Below are 19,587 nucleotides of genomic sequence, written 5' to 3'. Positions count from 1 at the left end.
TAATGAAAGCTGAAATTAAAAAATATTAAAAAATGAGCATTAAAAATAAAACTATTCAAGGTGTTTTTTGGTCAGGACTGCAAAACTGGGGCAGTCAAGCAGGTTCATTGATAATATTTCTAATTCTCGCTCGTTTACTAACTCCAGAAGCTTTTGGATTAGTGGCATTATCTAATGTATTAATTAACTTCATGCAGATTTTCTTAAATCAAGGCTTTGCTCAATTATTGATTCAAAAACAGGACTTAAAATCGAGAGATATAAATACAGTTTTTTGGACACAGGTGTTTACTGGTTTTTTTTTAACAACTATCACTTTTACTTCTGCTATTCTCATATCTAAAATTTTTCGGCAATCATTTTTAATTCCTATTCTCCAAGTTCTTTCCTTAGTTTTTGTTATTAATGCTTTAAGTCAAACTCAAGTAGCTTTATTAAGGCGAGATTTTAAGTTTAAAATCATGACAATCCGCTCTTTACTAGGGATTCTCATTGCTGGTATTGTGGGCGTAGGAATGGCACTTTTAGGATACGGAGTTTGGAGTTTAGTCGGTCAACAATTAACCTACGAACTGACGGGAGTTGTTGTTCTCTGGACAGCCAGTAATTGGCGACCAAAATTAGAATTTTCTCTAGCAGTTTTAAGGTCAGTACTGCATTTTAGTATCAATGTTTTAGGATATAAGTTAGTTGAATTTTTTAATCAGCGAAGCGATAATCTACTCATCGGTTATTTTCTAGGAGAAGCTGCCCTGGGCTATTATGCAATTTCCCATCGAATTTTAGAAGTAATGAGTCAATTACTGATAGGAACTTTAAATCAAGTTGCTTTACCCACTTTTTCTCGTTTACAAGACAACTCTCAAAAATTGATCGAGGCATTTTATCGAGTCACTCAATTTACTAGCTTAATTGCTTTTCCCGTCTTCTTTGCCTTCATGATTCTTAGTCCAGAATTAGTAGTTGTTTTGTTCGGTCAAAAATGGACTGACGCTATTCCTATTCTCCAAATTATCCCCCTTGTGGGAATACTTCGGGCTATCACTGTCTTTCAAAGATCTACGTTTGTCGCCCTCGGTAAACCCGTGTTACAGTTTAAATTAGGTCTTCTCAACGCTACTTTAAATATTATCGCTTGCCTCATCGCTGTCCAGTGGGGAATTGTGGCCGTAGCTAGAGCTTATGTCCTCAGTGATTATCTAGTTTTTCCCCTCGGACAATGGTTATTAAGTCAATTAATTTCCCTTTCTTGGAAAACCTATCTATCTCAATTTATCCCTGCCATCACTGGCACAGTTATAATGGGTTTAACGATTTTCATCAGTCAACAATTGCTCACCCTTTGGCTAGAACCTCAAGGTCGTTTGATAATTTGTTCCCTTTTGGGAATAATCATCTATACTGCCACCCTCCGCCTCGCTTTCCCTCGATTATTTTCACAACTTTTTACGATGTTTAGTCTCTTACGAGAATCTACTAAAACTAGCCATAAATAACATAATTATTTCAGGTTTATGATGACAGAAAAACTAATCACTTTTTCCATTATTATTCCCACCTATAACCGTCCCGAAAGACTCAAAACTTGTCTAGACTCTCTCCTAAATCTAGATTATCCCCCAGATAACTTTGAAATTATTATCGTCGATGATGGCAGTAATCAACCCCTTGATCCCCTGATTAAACCCTACCAAAACCAATTAAATTTAACTCTCATTCGCCAAGAAAATGCTGGACCGGCCAAAGCCAGAAATACCGGCGCTAACAGGGCCAAAGGTGAATATTTAGCCTTTACCGATGATGACTGTACCCTCGACTCAAAATGGCTCCAATCCCTCGAAAAAGGCTTCTTAGAGACACCGAATGCCCTCTTAGGGGGAAAAACGATCAACGCCCTGCCAGATAATCCCTATTCCACTGCTAGTCAAGTACTGTTTGATTATCTTTATGATTATTACAATAGTAACTTTGTTCAAACTCGTTTTTTTACAACTAATAATTTTGCTCTTTCGAGGGAATTGTTTAACAGGGTAGGACAATTGGATATTTATTTTCGTTTCGGAGAAGATCGGGAGTTTTGCGATCGCTGGCTATTTGCTGGATATTCTTTACATTATCTTCCCCAAGCGATAATTTACCATGGTCATGATCTCAGTTTACGGAGATTTTGGCAACAACATTTTAACTATGGTTGTGCTGCATTTTATTTTCATCAAATTCGTTCTCACCGCCATCAAACAGCCCTAAAATTTGAGCCATTAAGCTTTTACTTTCAACTACTAACTTATCCATTTTCAAAAAAATGTGAGCAACGATCAAAAATATTTCTTTTTGGCTTGTTATTAATCTCACAATTAGCCAATATTTGGGGATTTTTAAAGGCAAAATATTTAGCTCTATAAATTGCTATAACTAAAAAAATGAACCAGAATTATCAAATTAAAATAGGTATAGATGGTAGTTTTTTATCAGGTCAGAAACGGGGTCATGCTCGTTATTCTTTTGAGCTTTGTCGTGAACTAGACAAATATTTACCTAATGCCAATTTCTTTGTTTATAGTCCATTACCAATAGAAATGCCGGTTATCTCTCCTCGATGGAAACTAAGGACTCAGGGAAAAATATTAGCAGTCTCACCAATATTGTGGTTAAAAATTATTGGTAGTTGGATTTGTAGAAAAGATCAGTTAGATATCTTCTGGGGAACCTATTTTTTTCTACCCTATCTTGATCAATCAACTAAAACAATTCTGACTGTTCATGATTTTTGGTTTGACATAGATCCCACAGGTATGGATTGGTTTCATACTCAAGGTTTTTACCTATTTCTTAAAAATGATGTAAAACGAGCCAATACCATAATTACAAACTCTCAAGAAACCGATAGGCAACTATTCAATTATACTGGTCGTAATTCTATTATTATTCAACCCGGAGTTAGTGAGATATTTAAACCTTTATCAAGGGATATAGTCAAGAGTGAATTAGAAAATTATCAAATTTCTAGTCCCTATCTTTTGAATGTAGCTACTTGGGAACCTAGAAAAAATGTCGAATTATTAGTTAAAACTTTTATTAATCTGAAAAAAGAAGGTTTAATTCCTGATCATAAACTGGTTTTAGTCGGAAAAAAGGGGTGGAAATATGAAGGGATAGAAACCTTGATTGCTAATGAGGGAAAAAATGATATAATGGTTCTTGGTTACGTTCCAGATGAGCAATTACCCGCCCTTTATAGTGGTGCTGATTTATTTGTTTTTCCTTCTATTCATGAAGGATTTGGCATACCTGTATTAGAAGCGAGAGCTTGTGGGACCAAAGTGGTGACAACTGATATTCCTGAATTAAGGGAAGCAGGTGGCTCTGATGTTATCTATATTCAGCCAACAGAATTAGGTATTAGACAAGGAATTTTAACAGGTTTAAGTCAATCTTTTGTTAATCAAAATCATCAAAATATTCCTACTTGGAAAGAAGGGGCTAAAACCTTAGCCAAAATTATTAGTTGTCATTCTGTACAGAACAAAAATAGGTATATTACTTAGCGTTTTTGCCTATGTGTATCCATAGCCAATCTCTAATCACTTTAGGTAAAGTTTTTCTACAGATATTCATAACTAAATCTCTGAAATACCCTTCAAATAAATAATGTAAAAAATAATTATCATACAAAAATCTGACCTTTTTAAATTCTTTCCAAATCTGACTATTACTTATCCCTTGAGCAATAAAATATTGTTCTGTCCAGTCCAAATAAGCTCGATTTTCCCAATATCTTTGATGATATTTTATAGCGATAAAATGAGCATCACTTGGCTTTTCTCGATGTTTAATCCAGCAACTTTGAGAAACATAAATTGGGAAATTTAAACCAATTTTTGTAAAAAGCACCGTATCTTCAGCCCAACCCCGAAACTGTGCTGCAGATTTTCCTACTTGAATTAATACTTCACGGCGTAGCATAACATTACTGGGAACAGGTTTTTGTTTTCCTTGTTTCCATAAAATAGGTAATAAATTAGGAGGGTAAATAATAGTATTTGATTCTATTCCTAAAGATACAAAATAATCTCGATTTATATCTTCTATTTTTCCCGTCCAACTATGCCAAAATTGCACCCACCCATAAACCATTGCTACTTCTGGATAAGATGCAAAAATAGCAAGTTGCTCTGTTAATTTATGAGGTAGCCAAATATCATCCGCATCTAAAAAAGCAATAAACTCACCCTTAGCCTGTTCAATTCCTAAATTACGAGACGCACTCATACCGCAATTTTCATGATGGGGATGTTCAATATAATAGACTTTGTGAGGATTTTTCCGAGCATAATTTAAGGCAATATCGCTACTATTATCTGTTGAGCCATCATCAACTAATAAAAGTTCCCAATGTTCGTAATTCTGAGCAAAAACACTAGCGATGGCTTCGGTAATAAATTTTTCTTCGTTCCAAAAAATAATTATGACTGAAACTAAATTTTGATTTTTCATGTTTAGCTACTAATTAGAACTAATCTTCGGGATAATATCCCAGTTGTTCCGCTAGGGGATTAACAATATTTTTAAGAATGTTAATTTCATCTAGAGTGATTTTTGTAAATTGATCAATTTTAGGTAAATCATCTTTATTAGCAATTTTTATTAATTGATTGGGATCTTTTAAGTCGATTTCTAAATAAGATGCTAGTTCTTTTAACTCAAAATTTCCCTTAACTACATCTTCATATTTTAAGAGTTTAGCATTCAGTTTTTCATGATACAAAACATAGCTTTCGCTTAAGTTTCTCCAAATATATCCAAAGTTTTTAGTAGTCATCTGTTGTTGATCAAGATAGGTAAAAATTTTATAAGATTGATAGGAATGATAGGGATTTCTTATTAAAAAAATAAATTTTGATTCAGGAAACAGCCATTGTAAGTAAACTGCATGGTCTCCCGTTAATCGGACTTCTTTTATGCCCCAACGTTTTGCGCCTTTTTGCCTAGCAGGGATAGCAAAAAGATTAATAAAAAAAAGACGATGAGCTTGTTGAAAAAAACTTAAATCTGGATACAAATTAGCAACCCATTGATTACTAATATCTTCAAATTTTTGACGATATATGAAGTCTTTTTTTGGAAAATCTTGGGAAAATGGCTCGATTTGTTTAGCCATATTCTGAATAATAAATGAACGAGCGTAGGGTTCGCCCCAAATGACAGTTTCTGATGAACTCATCATCAATCGCTGAATCCAAGTTGAACCAGAACGCATACCAGCAGAAAATATAAAAATTGGTTTTTCAGTTATCTCTTGAATATCGCTTGTGGTGATTTCAGGAAATCTCCATTTAATCCAATTAATCCCTTGAACAATATTGAGAGGATTACCATAATATTCTTGCTGGTGGATGTTTTTTTTTAAGGAATGATAATACAATTGTCTGCCAATTTTCTCCCACAACCAATGGCGGAGAAATTTAGGGAAAGTTTTTCTTCCTAAACTTATGGCTAAATCGAGCCAACCTTTGAGGGATAATAAGTCACCCATAGGATAATAATGATTTAGATGTGTTGGTTGTACTTCTTGATCTTTCATTTTTGCTCGCGGGGATATTGTTTTATACGGTTAAGTAGCTGGTTATAATTAAATTGAAGATAGATCCCCCCTTAATCCCCCCTTAATAAGCTATCCATTAGTCACATCTTTCTTAACATAAAATTTGACAAAAAGAGAAAAGTGTGCAATATGGCTCAAGGAGGTTCTATGGGGGGACTAATTTGATGAGATAGTTTCCAAGTCTGGCTGATATCATGTTACCTTCGCAGTCCCAACCAAATAGTTTTAACACCTGGTTCACCGTCGCCTTTTCTACCTAAAAAACCCCCAAGAGAAGCAATCATTCTGACCGCTTCCCTAAAGGAGGGCGGCTTTTCAGGGGGCGGACTCTTTTTATGAATAGTGGCACACAAAGATTGCCATTCATGTTCTTCCAAAAAACTTTCACAACTCTCCTCTCCGTGTAAGCGTGCTTGATAGGTTAACCAAAGTAATCTCCAAGCTACAATTGAATAGGTAGCTAAGGCCATCTCAATTCTCCGACCCGTTTCTAATTGCAGTTTTTCTAGTCCACAACCACTTTTTAAAACAAAATGATAGCGTTCTATCAACCAGCGATAACTATACCAGCGCACGCAGTTTATCGCTGATTCAAAGCTACTAATGTCTAGGCTAGTTAAGAGGAGCCAACTGATAGGATTAACCCCGGGACGCGGATTTTCTTCTTCAGCTAAAATTACCTGTAATTTGACCGGTTGACGAGGGTTCGCTTTCGAGTGATGCTTAGGTACTTGTATTTCAAAACTGGCAAATCTAACTGTTAGTTTAGCTAGTCTAGCCTCGTGATTAGGATTGCGTTTTACTTGCACATCTAGGCTACCACAGGCTTTGATTTCTCTGATGGATTGATGTAAATATTTAGTCTCTGGATGCCCTGACCTTTGCTTATCTTCGAGATAGTTAACTTTTCGGTTATGAGTTCCTCGGATTAATAAATGAGAGTTAGGACTTCTTGATTGGGCAAATAAATCAAATATGTCTGCCTCACAATCTCCGATTGTTACTACTTGAATATCTTCGGGTATTTGTTGTTGTGTTTCTGATAAAGAATCTAACCATCTTTGACTTTCTTTTTCTTCGGTTTCTCTTTTTTTTCTTTGCTTGGCAATCCCTAAATTATTTTCTTCTCTTGCCCAGACATATTGATTAATCAGTCCTAAAGGTATTCCTTGCGGTGACACTCCTAATGTGGTATGAACTTTGAGACCAAAGGATTTTTTATAATCTAGATAACCCATTCCTTTTTTGGCTTTTTGCGTCGTAAAGTCTAAACTTGTTGTGTCTTGCACTGCCAAAACTATTGGATGTTCTTTGATTCTTTCTACTGTACTTTTGGCTTGGGCGGCAATTATATCTGATGGGTGAAAATAGGGGGAATTCCAAAAGTCGTAGGTGGCACTCGCTGCGGCTAGATTTCCCGAAGCTTGTGGCACACTTGTACTAGGTTGGCTGGCCAAGTTTTCTACGATACTGATTAACCTTTTCTTTCTTCTGGTGTCCCCTAGGTCTGCATATTGTAATTCTTGGGCTGCCCATTTCTCCATTTTTTTGCTTACCTCCACCTTAATTCCTTCTTTCAAAACTATACCTATCAATCGTTTCCCCTTTTTTTAAGTTTCTTCTCTTTTTGTTAAGAAAGATCCGACTAATGGATAGCTTGATAAGGGGGGCATCTGATAATTTTTAACGCCTACCTACTTAAAAATGGAGAAAAATCAGGAGTTAAGCTGCCGGTGTCCAAAGTATAGAAGAAATTTGGGGCTAATCAATCAGCTAGTTTTGCCAGTTTAGCCGAATTATCCTCTCGATCACATCTAACTGCGAAAAAAACCGCCAAAAAGAGTGATAATAAACCTAAGTGGGTGGGTGGAATTAAATATAAGATGAACGTAGGTTGGGTTGAAGCATGAAACCCAACCTACGATTATGTTACGCTACCGCTAACCCATCCTACAAATAATTATGCCTCCCTACTTAGCTATTCCCAGAGTAACAAGGAAAGCCCGATGGTGAAAACAGTCATAGGTGTCGATTTAGGTGGAACCGCTATTAAAATTGGTAAATTTGACCAAGAGGGCAATTGTCTCGAATCTCTCACCTTACCCACTCCCCAACCCGCTACACCCAAAGAAGTCGCCCATACCATACATCAAGGCATTTGTCAAGTAAATTTAGATAAAAGTTGTCAAGCGCTCGGTGTGGGAACGCCAGGTCCGGCGGATGCTCAGGGAAGAATTGTCAAAATAGCGATTAATTTGGCAGGATGGCGGGATATTCCCCTCGCCGATTGGTTAGAAGAAAGTACGGGAATGCCGACAATTTTAGCCAATGATGCCAATTGTGCCGGTTTGGGGGAAGCTTGGTTAGGAGCGGGCAAACGGTTTCAAAACTTGATCCTGTTGACCTTGGGGACGGGAGTAGGAGGGGCAATTATCCTTGATGGTAACTTATTTGTCGGCAGCAAGGGAACGGCCGCCGAATTAGGCTTAATAACCCTCAATTTTGACGGTCCCTTGTGCAATAGCGGTAATCAGGGTTCCTTAGAACAATACGTCTCCCTGCAAGCTATTCGCCGGATGACCGGCAAAGAACCGAAGCAATTGGCGGAATTGGCCGAAAAAGGCGATCAAGGGGCTTTACAATTCTGGCAGGGTTACGGTTGTTTACTGGGGGCTGGTATCGCCAGTTTACTCTATGTTCTCACCCCAGAGGCGGTAATTATCGGCGGCGGTATTAGCGCCAGTGCTAAGTTTTTCTTTCCCTCTCTCCTCACAGAAATCGAAAGACGGGTTTTACCTAGTTCCAGAGAAGGATTAGAGGTATTAACGGCCGAGTTAGGTAATGGCGCCGGCATGGTGGGGGCTGCTAAATTAGCTTGGCAATTAGTGGACTTGCGCGGGGATTCTATTATGGCAGGATCTGACTAAAATTGTCTGACTTGAAAGAGGGTGTGGGGTGTAGGGTGTGGGGTGTAGGGAAAGAAACCTCTTTCATCTGTGGGGGTGAAAATTTTTTCATCGGAAATTTTGGGTCTGAAACCCCGCCGTTCTAGGTTGGCTTTACGTTAGAATTAAAAGGCCAGTCTCGAAAACCAAGTGGACGGCGCAGCACCTTGAAAACTAGACTTAGGGGGTTCCGACCAGAAAAGCTTGGCCGGGTAAAAAGTCGCGCGCAACAAGTACAAGAAGCTATAGGCGGTCAACGTACCGTGGGACACAAGGAATCGGGCTTCTGAAATGGGGCGAAAGTCTGTGGACTCTGTGTAAGACAGTACATGGTTTTTTAACTGTGGTATGCGACGGTGGTGGAAGCAGAAACTTAAATCGTGAGGTTTAGGAATCGCCGCACTTTTAGGGGGGCGAGGATGTCAACAGGACTGAGTTAATCGTGAATGATTAAATGGCGATCGTGATCGCTGCTCACCGCTCCCTGACGCTGAAATTCGCCTAATAAACGCGTCACCGTTACCCTTGTAGTACCGATAGCATTGGCGAGATTTTGATGGGTTAAACGGATCTTTAAACGACTGCCTTGGGCGATTGGTTCTCCCATTTCCCGCTTTAATAGCTGTAGTAACTGCTGGAGACGTTCCTCGACTCGTTTGATTCCTGCGATCGCAAGTAGGGATTCCGTTTGTTGTTGACGACGGATCATTTGATTTAACATCATCCTGGTTAATTCCGCCGAATTTTCCACTTCGGCGATCGTGTACCACTTTAGGTACAGTTCCGACAAGGCTCTGGCGTGATAGGATTCCAGATGGGTCAAATTTAAGCCAAAAAAGTGGGATGAATGAACCCAGCCTAGTAAAATTTCCTCCCCACTCTCAGATACTTGACTTAGTTGCGCCATACCCCGATAAACTTGCCAGACTCCATCAACCACCAGAGGAATATTTTCCCCGCGATCATAAAAATGGAGCCGACGACTCTCGCTATAGTCTTCTCGGAAGGGTGAGGAGTTGGGATTATAGGTCAGCAACATGATCAAAGTTCTCCTAGGTGAGGGGCTAACAATTTTAACCCCACTCTACGGTATCAAGGTAAACATTAGGTAATCCCCAGATTAACAGTTATCATTTATCAGTTATCAGTTATCAGTGGGTCAGTTATCAGTTCACTGATTACTGTTCACTGTTCACTGAAATAATACTAAATCCGTTGAGTAACGCACAGAAAACGGGTTTCTCGGAGAAACCCGTTTTCTGCTCATGTCCCCCATTTCCCTCTCCCGCAGCTGAAAAACCTACAGATTATTAATTTAAAGCATCTTTAAGAGCCGTGCGAGCGGCCAGATGATTGCGGGTTGAGGTGAGAATTTCCGATTCTCGTTGGAGACGACTGACTGTATCGAGCATTTCTAATAAAGCTTGTTGTTCCCCGGCCACACCGTAGAGATTACCCGCCACCCAGTAGGATAATTCCAGGGGAAGACTAGGCAAATCGTCGGGGAGTTCAATTTTTTGAGCGGTTAATTTGGCTGATAGATGGACCACATCCCGCAGCAGTCGATCCACTTCTTTGGCCAGAGGTCGCAGATCTTGGATGGTGGGGACATCTTCAATCCACTCCACCAAACCGACACGATAGGGTTTTTCCCGGACGTATTCTAGGACACGGAAACGCTGTTGACCGATGGTGAGAATTTTTAAGCGATCATCCGGGAGACGTTGACAACGGACAACTTCCGCACAACTGCCGACTTTAGCGATTTCTCCCGTGGCTGGATCTACCATTAAGACCCCAAAACGGCGATCTTCTTCCAATATCGTATTCATCATAATCCGATAGCGAAACTCGAAGATGTGCAGGGGCAGAGGACGACCCGGGAATAAAACAACTTCGGGTAGGGGAAAGAGAGGTAATTCTCTAACGGCAATGGAAGAAGTGGCCATAGGTTTAGTAAAAAAAAACCGATCTTTTCTTATTTTTACACAATACCCCCTGAACCGCTAGGTAAGGGCAAGAGACTCCGAGCCAGTATTCAGGAGTCGGGAGATTGCCTTTATTTATTCTCCCCACACCCCACACCCACACCCCACACCCACACCCCACACCCCACACCCCACACCCCACACCCCACACCCCACACCCCATCTCAATGCACTTACTGCATGATATAAATCCTTAAACACGATGGTTAACGGATTTCTGTTACAAACAATACAAAATTATCCAAGTTAAAAATAATTAAATAACAAATAGAGACTAGGTAAATTACTAAATTTTTGCTAATGACGACGGTATTTTAAAGAATACTTATTGTTAAATCCCGATTTCTTCATTTCTAACCCGCACCAACTAGAACAATTACACCCACAAACCAAAAGGAGATAGATTCGTGGTACAAGCACCTGAAAAAGATGGAACAACTCTCAATAAATTCGAGAAATTTAAAGCAGAAAAAGACGGATTAGCCATTAAAGATGAACTAGACCATTTTGCCCAAATCGGTTGGGAAGCGATGGATAAAACCGATTTAGAATATCGCTTAAAATGGGTGGGGGTCTTTTATCGTCCCGTCACCCCGGGCAAATTTATGATGCGTTTGCGGGTTCCTAACGGCATTATTAGCAGTGAGCAAATGCGCGTTTTAGGGGAAATCGTGCAGCGTTACGGCGATGATGGTAATGCCGATATTACTACTCGTCAGAACCTACAATTACGCGGTATTCGCATCGAAGATCTTCCTGATATTTTCCAACGACTAAAATCCGTGAGTATGACTTCGGTACAATCGGGCATGGATAATGTCAGAAATATTACCGGTTCACCCATGGCAGGACTAGACGCGGATGAATTAATTGATACCAGGGAATTAGTCCAAAAAGTCCAAGATATGATTACCAACTGCGGTCAAGGTAATTATCAATTTAGCAATCTGCCCCGCAAATTTAATATTGCCATCGAGGGGGGACGGGATAACTCGGTTCATGCGGAAATTAACGATATTGCCTTTGTTCCTGGCTATAAAGAGGGAGAATTAGGCTTTAATGTCGTGGTGGGTGGCTTTTTCTCGGCTAAACGCTGTGAAGCGGCAATTCCTATGAATGTTTGGGTGAGACCGAATCAGGAAGTGGTGGATTTATGCCGAGGAATTTTGGAAGTTTACCGCGACAATGGATTGCGCGCCAATCGTCAAAAATCCCGTTTAATGTGGTTAATTGATGAGTGGGGAATCGAGGAATTCCGCACGCGGGTGGCTAATCACTTAGGTTATGCCTTGGCAACGGCCGCCGAAAAAGACGCAATCGACTGGGAAAAACGGGATCATTTGGGAGTTTTTCCGCAAAAACAGGAGGGATTGAGCTATATCGGTCTTTGTGTTCCCGTTGGTCGTCTATTTGCCGATGATATGTTCGATTTGGCCCGGATTGCCGAAGTGTATGGCAGCGGAGAATTGCGTTTAACCGTGGAACAAAACGTGATTATTCCCAATATAGCGGCTGAAAATATGGCGACTCTTTTAACCGAGCCTTTACTGGCTAAGTTTACCCCCAATCCCACTCCTTTACAACGAGCGCTCGTTTCCTGCACGGGGGCGCAATTCTGCAATTTTGCCCTGATTGAAACCAAAAATAAGGCTGTGGACTTGATTAGTCAGTTAGATGCCGAATTAAATATCCCCCGGGGTGTGCGTATGCACTGGACTGGTTGCCCTAACTCCTGCGGACAACCCCAAGTGGCCGATATCGGTTTGATGGGGACAAAAGCGCGCAAAGACGGCAAAACCGTGGAGGGAGTTGACCTCTACATGGGGGGTAAAGTGGGTAAAGATGCTCACCTGGGAAGCTGTGTACAAAAAGGGATTCCCTGTGAAGACCTAAAATCGGTGTTAACTTCTATCCTCATCGAGCAATTTGGGGCGACACCGAAGGGTTAATTAACAAGTTTCTCGATGTAGGGTTGATTCATGAATCAACCCTACCCAAACCCCCCGTTGGGGGCGTGGCGCGGTCACTGAGCCTGTCGAAGTGCCGCCCCCAAACCCCGGAGCGCATTAGTTTTTCGGTGGGATGCTTACACGCAGCTGCTGACGCATCTGTAATAATTTAAGAGTCACTCCCCTTGCAGGAGTGCCTGTCCTGATATGTAGCCTATAGTCAACGGATTTAGTATCAGATGGGAATCGTTACTTCGCTTCAAATTGAGCTTGTTTACGAAGTAATTCCCCGATGGTTAAATTGGGTTGGGGTCGGCCATCAAAAACCGTTCCTACCTCAAATTTTTGCAACTGTACCCTTGCCAAATGATAGGCCTCATCGGGTAGGGGAATATAACCAATACTATCTAATAAATTGGGAACTCGATCGAGATAATATTTAACAAATTTCTCTAAAGCGGGATTCTCTTGGGCTTTTTGGGCATTAACATAGATAAACAAAGGACGCGATAAAGGCTGATATTTACTATCCTCGACATTGCCGCGAGTTGGTTCAATACCGTTAACTTTCAAAGCTTTTAATTTATCCCGATTTTGTTCATAGTAAGCATGGCCAAAATAGCCTAAAGCGTTGGCATCTTGACTGACGGCATTAACTAAAGCTTGGTCATCTTCACTAAAATTAAAGTCCCCACGACTGGCATCTTTGCCGTTAATTACCTCACTAAAAAAATCGTAGGTTCCGGAATCTTTACCCGGCCCATGAAGGGTAATCGGTTGGTCGGGCCAAGCGGGATTAATTTGATTCCAACGTTTGATTTTATTCTCGGCCGCTGGTTCCCAAATAGTTCTTAATTCTGTGGTGGAAATATCATCAACCCAGTTATTTTGGGGATTGACTACCACGGTTAAAGCATCAAAAGCGATCGGTAGTTCAATAAATCTTATCTTATTAGCATCACATTTTTTTAATTCTTCCACAGAAATCGGCCGAGAAGCATTATTAATATCGGTTTCTCCCGCACAAAATTTTCTAAAACCGCCGCCGGTTCCTGAAATATTAGCGTCAACTTTAACATCAGCCAAAGCTTTGTGGGGAGGATTGGCTTTAAAATCTTCGAGAACTTTATCGGTAATTGGTGCTACGGTACTCGAACCATCGATTTTAATTGGTTTTAGGTCTTGAGGATTAATATTGGCACAAGCGGGGAAAAGTAGAGCAGTTCCTAGTATGGTTGCCACTACTTTGGTGGGACGAGATAGCTGAGTAAAGATTTCTAGCATAGGTGTCAAAAGGAGAAAGTAAAAACGGGTATTGGGGAGACTTTTCAGTTATCACTGGGGAAGTAGGGAAGTGGGAAGAAAAAAGCTGAGGGATGATGGATAAAAACCTTAATCTTTTCTTTGTTGTTTTTACGTCACTATAATGGTAGGGAAAGAGAAACCCCCTATCTAGACAGGAAAAGTTAGTGGCTTTACCCGCGACTTAAAACTAATGTTTAGTCAAAACAAATGGTAAAAGAAGTGGAGATTTTTGTCTAGTTATCGAGAAAATTTTTATTGACAATACATTACGTTCTTTTATTCACTTCTTAACCTATTCTTTACCAAGCAGTGGTAAATTCTAGCGTAAGATTTAAGGCAGTTTACGGATCAAAATTAATCCTATGCTCAACAAAAATAGAACCCATTTACTAACATCCTTATCCCTAGCGACTCTAACAGCGACTTTAACCGCTTGTGGTGGCGGCGATACGGCGGGAACCAGCGGAGAGGGAAGCAATAGAATCGCCCAGGTTCCTCTGCAAGGAGAGGTCGCCCTCAATGGTGCGGGCGCTTCTTTTCCTGCACCCCTATATCAAAACTGGTTTGTCACCATCAATCAACTATTTTCTAAACTGCTAATTAACTATCAATCTACCGGTAGCGGGGCGGGAGTCGAACAATTTATCCAAGGTACGATCGATTTTGGCGCTTCCGACGTAGCCATGACTGACGAAGATATGGCCAGAGTTAGCCGCGGGGTTTTACTGCTACCGATGACGGCGGGAAGCATCGTTATGGCTTATAATTTGCCCGGAGTAGAAGGGCTGAAACTAAGTAGGGAAGCATATGTAGGCATCTTTTTAGGCACGATTACCCGTTGGAACGATGCCAAAATTGTCGCCGATAACCCCGATTTAAAACTACCCGATCAAGAAATTACCGTAGTTCACCGGGCAGACGGTAGCGGAACAACGGGGGTTTTTACCAAGTTTTTAAGCGCCGTTAGTCCCGAATGGAAGAAAAGCATCGGTGACGGAAAAGCCGTACAATGGCCGACCAAAAAAGGTAAATTTCTTGGCGGTAGAGGCAATGAGGGTGTAACTGCCCTAATTCAACAAAATCAAGGCTCGATCGGCTATATTGAGTACGGTTTCGCTAAAAATAATAACCTGCCCATGGCCGCTCTACAAAACCAGGCGGGTAAATTTGTCGCCCCCGATGAAACCAACGCCGCTGCTACCCTCGCTAACGTTGAACTGCCTGAAAATTTACGCGCTTTTATCGTCGATCCGCCGGGGGAAAATTCCTACCCCATTGTCACCTATAGTTGGATGTTAGTTTATAAAAAATACGACGATCCCCAAAAAGCTTTAGCAATGGAGGCGATGATCGAATTTGGACTTAACCAAGGACAAGAACAAGCAGCTCCCCTTGGTTATATTCCCCTACCGAAAAACGTCCGGGAACGAGTAGCCGCCGCCGCCGATGTCATCTATCCTGATTACACGATCAGGGTGGATTAGTCGCCGAAAAAATGTATTCAAAGTTACAATAGTGTAGAAAGGCCAATTTCGACCTTAGCTACCGCAAACTAGCTGGATTTTAACCCTAATCATGAGTGCGCCCACAGTTTCGCCCGACTCAACTTTCAAAGAACGTCCAGAATCGGAAAAAATCCTCGATAAAGGCTTTGTTGGATTAACCACCGCCTTTGCCATCGCTATTGGGGTAATTTTGCTCCTAATTGCCCTAGTTATTTTTATTCGGGCCTTACCAGCGATTCAAACCTTTGGTCTGGGATTTTTGACCAGTAGCGCTTGGAATCCCGTGCGCGGTCGGGAAGAATTCGGAGTTCTGCCGGTTATCTACGGAACTCTCGTGAGTTCTCTGATTGCCCTCCTGATTGCTGTTCCCCTCGGTATCGGTTCAGCCATTTTTTTAAGCGAAGATTTTATTCCCTTAAATGCGCGAACAATTTTGGTTTTTCTCGTACAACTTTTGGCCGCTATTCCCAGTGTTGTTTACGGATTATGGGGTATCTTTGTATTGATTCCTATCCTCAGACCCCTTGGTAACTGGTTAAATGCTAATTTTAGTTGGATTCCTCTGTTTAGTACTCCTTTAGGGGGTCCTGGAATGTTACCGGCGGGGGTTATTTTAGCAATTATGATCCTGCCGATTATTATCGCTATCTCTCGTGACTCTTTGGCCGCTTTACCGCCGGATTTGCGGCAAGCTTCCCTAGGTTTGGGGGCCACCCGTTGGGAAACAATTTTTCGAGTCTTAATTCCTGCCGCTTTTTCCGGGATTGTCGGGGGGATTATGTTAGCTTTAGGGCGCGCTTTAGGGGAAACCATGGCAGTAACGATGATTATCGGCAATTCTAACCGCATTAGTCCCTCTATTCTCGCCCCTGCTAACACGATCGCTTCCTTATTGGCTAACCAATTCGCCGAAGCATCGGGAATGCAAGTATCAGCTTTAATGTATGCGGGTTTTGTTCTCTTGGTTTTGACCCTAGTAGTCAATATCTTCGCAGAATTAATCGTTAATCGCGTCAAAGCTAAGTATTAAGCCGTCGGTCGTCAGTTATCAGTTATCAGTTTTGAGTTTTAAGTTTTGAGTATTAAGTGAGCAGTTTGTATTAAGTGTTCATCATCAAATGGCAGTTTACTGCTGTCTTTTCACTTTTCACTGTTTACTAATCACTGTTCACTGATTACTGATTACTGTTCACTGATTACTGTTCACTGATAACTGATAACTGATAACTGATATGGATAGTGCGAATTTAGGCAATAATCTCAAAAAGAAACCGAGTAGTCCTCGATCGCTATTGGGGACAATTATGACCGTTCTCTCGGCTTTATGTTTAGCTGTTACTGTGATTCCTCTCTTTGCCGTCCTAGGCTTTGTTTTTGTGCAAGGGGTGGGTCGTTTAAACGCTAATCTCTTTACTAAATTACCGCCACCGCCGGGGTTAGGAGGAGGAGGCATCGCTAACGCCATTTTAGGCACAATTATCGTCGTTGCCCTAGCCACAGCGATCGCAGTTCCCATCGGCGTTTTAGCGGCGGTTTATCTCTCGGAATTTAGCGGTGATAACAAACTTGCCCAGGGTGTGCGCTTTGCTACCAACGTTTTAGCGGGTGTCCCTTCGATTATTGTCGGGGTTTTCGCCTTCGGTTTGTTAGTTGCGCCCTTATTTGGCGAAGGAACAGCCCTTTTAGGCTTTTCTGCCCTAGCTGGTTCGATCGGTTTAGCGGTGTTAATGTTACCGACTATTATTAGAACCACCGATGAGGCTTTAAAAATCGTTCCCCAAGACATCCGCTGGGCAGCCATGGGTTTAGGGGCCTATAACTACCAAACCGTCCTAAAAATCGTCCTTCCTGCCGCAGTTCCCGCTATTTTAACCGGTGTGACTTTAGCAATTGCTAGGGCTGCCGGGGAAACCGCCTCCTTAATTTTTACGGCATTATTCTCTAACTTTTGGCCTCGGGGTGTCTTTGAACCGATTGCCACCCTTTCGGTCTTAGTTTTCAACTTTGCTACTGCCCCTTTTGCCCCTCAACAGCAATTAGCTTGGGCAGGTGCTTTAATTCTGGTGCTTTTGGTGTTGTTAACTAACATTTTATCCCGTTTAGCCACGCGCCAGAAAACCTATTAAGTCAAGGAAAAAGAACGTAGGTTGGGTTGAAGCATGAAACCCAACGCCCGCATAGTTTACGCTCCCGCTAACCCATCCTACAAATAATTGTGCCTCTCTACTTAAGTCAGGGAAAAAGTGAAAAGCAAAAAGGGATATTTAAGTAAAAATCCACCTATCTTTCCAATTCATCAATTAGTCAAATTCAAGGGAAATAATTTATGCTAACTAACTCTAACCCCCATTCTACAGGAACCGTTTTAAAGGTCGATAAGGCTGATATCTACTATGGTAATTATCGGGCAGTACGAGACGTTTCCATCGATATTCCCAAAAATAAAGTCACCGCTTTTATCGGACCCTCTGGCTGCGGAAAAAGTACCATTCTCAGGTGTTTTAATCGTCTCAATGATTTAATTCACGGTTTTCGTATTGACGGCAAAGTTTTTTACCATAACCAGGATATTTACTCTCAAGAGGTGGATCCTGTCGAAGTCAGAAAATATATCGGTATGGTGTTCCAGCGCCCTAATCCTTTTCCCAAATCCATCTATGATAATGTGGTTTACGGAGCGCGATTAAATGGTTATAAAGGCGATTTAGATGAATTAGTAGAAACTTCCTTGCGTCGAGCAGCTCTCTGGGAAGAAGTAAAAGATAAACTGAAAGAAAGCGGTTTTTCCCTATCGGGGGGACAACAACAAAGATTATGTATTGCTCGAACTATTGCCGCTCAACCAGAAGTATTATTAATGGATGAACCCTGTTCAGCACTTGATCCAATTTCAACTTTAAAAGTTGAGGAATTAATGCACGAATTAAAAGAACGTTATACAATTATTATTGTTACTCACAATATGCAACAAGCTACTAGAGTAGCAGATTTAACGGCCTTTTATAACGCTGAACCCACCGATAAAGGTGGCAAAATTGGTTATTTAGTCGAGTTTGATCATACGAACAAAATCTTCGGTGATCCTCAAGAACAAGCAACTAAAGATTATGTTAGTGGACGTTTTGGCTAAATCCAGTTATCAGTTATCAGTTATCAGTTATCAGTTATCAGTTATCAGTTATCAGTTATCAGTTATCAGTTATCAGTTATCAGTTATCAGTTATCAGTTATCAGTTATCAGTTATCAGTTATCAGTTATCAGTTATCAGTTATCAGTTATCAGTTATCAGTTATCAGTAATCAGTTATCAGTTATCAGTTATCAGTTATCAGTTATCAGTATAAAGTGGCAAGTTTGGAGTTTTCTTTTCACTGATTACTGTTTACTGTTCACTGGTCACTGAAAAAAACACCCAACACCTATTCCTTTGAAAATTATGTATAGTACCGATGTTGTTACCGATGCGGTTTTGAGAACCAAAAACTTAAATGTTTACTACGGTTCTAATCTCGCTGTTCGTGATGTTAACCTTGATATTCCTGAGAAAAAAGCGGTCGCTTTTATCGGTCCTTCTGGCTGCGGTAAAAGTACGGTTTTGCGCTGTTTTAATCGCATGAATGATCTGGTTAAAAGTGCCAAAATTGAGGGAAAAGTTACCTTTCGCGGTCAAGATATTTATGGTAATTCCGTTAATCCTATCGGGTTACGCAGTCGTATTGGTATGGTTTTTCAGAAACCGAATCCTTTCCCTAAATCTATCTATGAAAATATCGCTTTTGGGGCGCGCTTAAATGGTTACATCGGCGATATGGATCAATTAGTAGAGGAATCTTTAAAAAAAGCCGTTCTCTGGGATGATGTTAAAGATAAACTCAAAGAAAGTGGTTTAGCTTTATCGGGGGGACAACAACAAAGGTTATGTATTGCCCGCGCTATTGCGGTTAAACCGGAAGTTGTTTTAATGGATGAACCCTGTGCGGCACTCGATCCAATTTCTACCCTAAAAATTGAGGAATTAATTCACGAATTAAAAACCCAATATACTATAGTTATTGTCACCCACAATATGCAACAAGCGTCGCGGGTTTCTGATTTAACGGCTTTTTATAATGCTGAACCGACCCCAAAAGGCGGTAAAGTGGGTTATTTAGTGGAATATGATCGCACCGAGGTTATCTTTCAAAATCCTGCTCAAGAGTCCACTAGAGATTATGTTAGCGGTCGTTTTGGTTAATTACTTTAGTCTTTTTGAGATCAATTATCGGGATGAGTTAATCAACTTGTTCTGATTTT

At 40.9% G+C, this 19,587-nt stretch carries 16 protein-coding genes and 1 pseudogene; 11 read left to right on the top strand and 6 right to left on the bottom strand.

The genetic code is table 11. The features are described from left to right. The first annotated feature begins 32 nt into the window (after positions 1-32). The 3 genes from VL20_RS16840 to VL20_RS16830 are packed head-to-tail and all read left to right on the top strand — an operon-like array spanning position 33 to position 3,545. Positions 33-1,496: a lipopolysaccharide biosynthesis protein gene (locus VL20_RS16840; protein WP_052277176.1), complete on the top strand. Its 1,464-nt coding sequence runs from the start codon at positions 33-35 to the stop codon at positions 1,494-1,496. An 18-nt stretch (positions 1,497-1,514) separates the two neighbouring features. After that, positions 1,515-2,402, top strand: a complete 888-nt coding sequence (locus VL20_RS16835; RefSeq protein ID WP_081417859.1) for a glycosyltransferase family 2 protein — start codon at positions 1,515-1,517, stop codon at positions 2,400-2,402. Between the two features lie 18 nt (positions 2,403-2,420). Further along, positions 2,421-3,545: a glycosyltransferase family 4 protein gene (locus VL20_RS16830; protein WP_052277174.1), complete on the top strand. Its 1,125-nt coding sequence runs from the start codon at positions 2,421-2,423 to the stop codon at positions 3,543-3,545. On the opposite strand, the gene VL20_RS16825 is transcribed toward VL20_RS16830, so the two are convergent. The 3 genes and pseudogenes from VL20_RS16825 to VL20_RS16815 all read right to left on the bottom strand — a co-directional run bounded on the left by VL20_RS16825 (position 3,538) and on the right by VL20_RS16815 (position 7,146). Beyond that, complete coding sequence (locus VL20_RS16825) at positions 3,538-4,494, bottom strand: glycosyltransferase family 2 protein (RefSeq protein ID WP_052277173.1); 957 nt, start codon at positions 4,492-4,494, stop codon at positions 3,538-3,540. The two genes, VL20_RS16830 and VL20_RS16825, sit on opposite strands and share 8 nt — an antisense overlap. 19 nt (positions 4,495-4,513) lie before the next feature. Continuing rightward, positions 4,514-5,581, bottom strand: a complete 1,068-nt coding sequence (locus VL20_RS16820; RefSeq protein WP_052277172.1) for a sulfotransferase — start codon at positions 5,579-5,581, stop codon at positions 4,514-4,516. 155 nt (positions 5,582-5,736) lie between these two features. Then, a pseudogene (locus VL20_RS16815) lies at positions 5,737-7,146 on the bottom strand (IS4-like element ISMae7 family transposase). A 462-nt stretch (positions 7,147-7,608) separates the two neighbouring features. Between VL20_RS16815 and VL20_RS16810 the strand changes: the two are divergent. Beyond that, the gene (locus tag VL20_RS16810; RefSeq protein WP_052277171.1) at positions 7,609-8,529 is read left to right on the top strand and encodes an ROK family protein; all 921 of its coding nucleotides are present in this window, start codon (positions 7,609-7,611) and stop codon (positions 8,527-8,529) included. Positions 8,530-8,983: 454 nt separating this feature from the next. Here the strand turns inward: VL20_RS16810 and VL20_RS16805 are convergent, their stop codons facing one another. Both VL20_RS16805 and VL20_RS16800 read right to left on the bottom strand, forming a co-directional pair. Further along, a complete protein-coding gene (locus VL20_RS16805) occupies positions 8,984-9,586 on the bottom strand; it encodes a Crp/Fnr family transcriptional regulator (protein WP_052277170.1) in 603 nt (200 codons plus the stop codon). Positions 9,587-9,857: 271 nt separating this feature from the next. After that, the gene (locus VL20_RS16800; protein WP_002765437.1) at positions 9,858-10,496 is read right to left on the bottom strand and encodes an LON peptidase substrate-binding domain-containing protein; all 639 of its coding nucleotides are present in this window, start codon (positions 10,494-10,496) and stop codon (positions 9,858-9,860) included. A gap of 446 nt (positions 10,497-10,942) precedes the next feature. Here VL20_RS16800 and VL20_RS16795 point away from each other — a divergent pair, with 446 nt between their 5' ends. Then, positions 10,943-12,484 carry a ferredoxin--nitrite reductase gene (locus VL20_RS16795; RefSeq protein ID WP_052277169.1) on the top strand — a complete coding sequence of 514 codons (1,542 nt, stop codon included), beginning with the start codon at positions 10,943-10,945 and terminating at the stop codon, positions 12,482-12,484. 249 nt (positions 12,485-12,733) lie between these two features. Here VL20_RS16795 and VL20_RS16790 read toward each other — a convergent pair whose 3' ends face one another. Continuing rightward, positions 12,734-13,768 carry a PstS family phosphate ABC transporter substrate-binding protein gene (locus tag VL20_RS16790; RefSeq protein ID WP_052277168.1) on the bottom strand — a complete coding sequence of 345 codons (1,035 nt, stop codon included), beginning with the start codon at positions 13,766-13,768 and terminating at the stop codon, positions 12,734-12,736. A 383-nt stretch (positions 13,769-14,151) separates the two neighbouring features. Between VL20_RS16790 and pstS the strand changes: the two genes are divergently transcribed. The 6 genes from pstS to pstB (VL20_RS16760) all read left to right on the top strand — a co-directional run bounded on the left by pstS (position 14,152) and on the right by pstB (VL20_RS16760) (position 19,528). Next, complete coding sequence (gene pstS / locus VL20_RS16785) at positions 14,152-15,273, top strand: phosphate ABC transporter substrate-binding protein PstS (protein ID WP_052277167.1); 1,122 nt, start codon at positions 14,152-14,154, stop codon at positions 15,271-15,273. Between the two features lie 91 nt (positions 15,274-15,364). Continuing rightward, positions 15,365-16,324, top strand: coding sequence for a phosphate ABC transporter permease subunit PstC (gene pstC / locus VL20_RS16780; protein WP_052277166.1), 960 nt, complete (start codon positions 15,365-15,367; stop codon positions 16,322-16,324). Between the two features lie 202 nt (positions 16,325-16,526). Continuing rightward, complete coding sequence (gene pstA, locus VL20_RS16775) at positions 16,527-17,420, top strand: phosphate ABC transporter permease PstA (RefSeq protein ID WP_052277165.1); 894 nt, start codon at positions 16,527-16,529, stop codon at positions 17,418-17,420. A 200-nt stretch (positions 17,421-17,620) separates the two neighbouring features. Continuing rightward, positions 17,621-18,424: a phosphate ABC transporter ATP-binding protein PstB gene (pstB, locus tag VL20_RS16770; protein ID WP_052277164.1), complete on the top strand. Its 804-nt coding sequence runs from the start codon at positions 17,621-17,623 to the stop codon at positions 18,422-18,424. Further along, positions 18,402-18,638, top strand: coding sequence for a hypothetical protein (locus VL20_RS16765; RefSeq protein ID WP_052277163.1), 237 nt, complete (start codon positions 18,402-18,404; stop codon positions 18,636-18,638). Before pstB (VL20_RS16770) ends, VL20_RS16765 begins: the two co-directional genes overlap by 23 nt. Before the next feature lie 92 nt (positions 18,639-18,730). Further along, on the top strand, positions 18,731-19,528 hold the full coding sequence (gene pstB / locus VL20_RS16760; RefSeq protein WP_012265133.1) for a phosphate ABC transporter ATP-binding protein PstB: 798 nt from the start codon (positions 18,731-18,733) through the stop codon (positions 19,526-19,528). The last annotated feature ends 59 nt before the right edge of the window (positions 19,529-19,587 follow it).

Origin of the sequence: Microcystis panniformis FACHB-1757, from assembly GCF_001264245.1 — a bacterium.
In the GTDB taxonomy this organism is placed as follows: domain Bacteria; phylum Cyanobacteriota; class Cyanobacteriia; order Cyanobacteriales; family Microcystaceae; genus Microcystis; species Microcystis panniformis.
The sequence above is the reverse complement of the archived record's forward strand: the minus strand, read 5'-3'. Positions and strand labels throughout refer to the sequence as shown.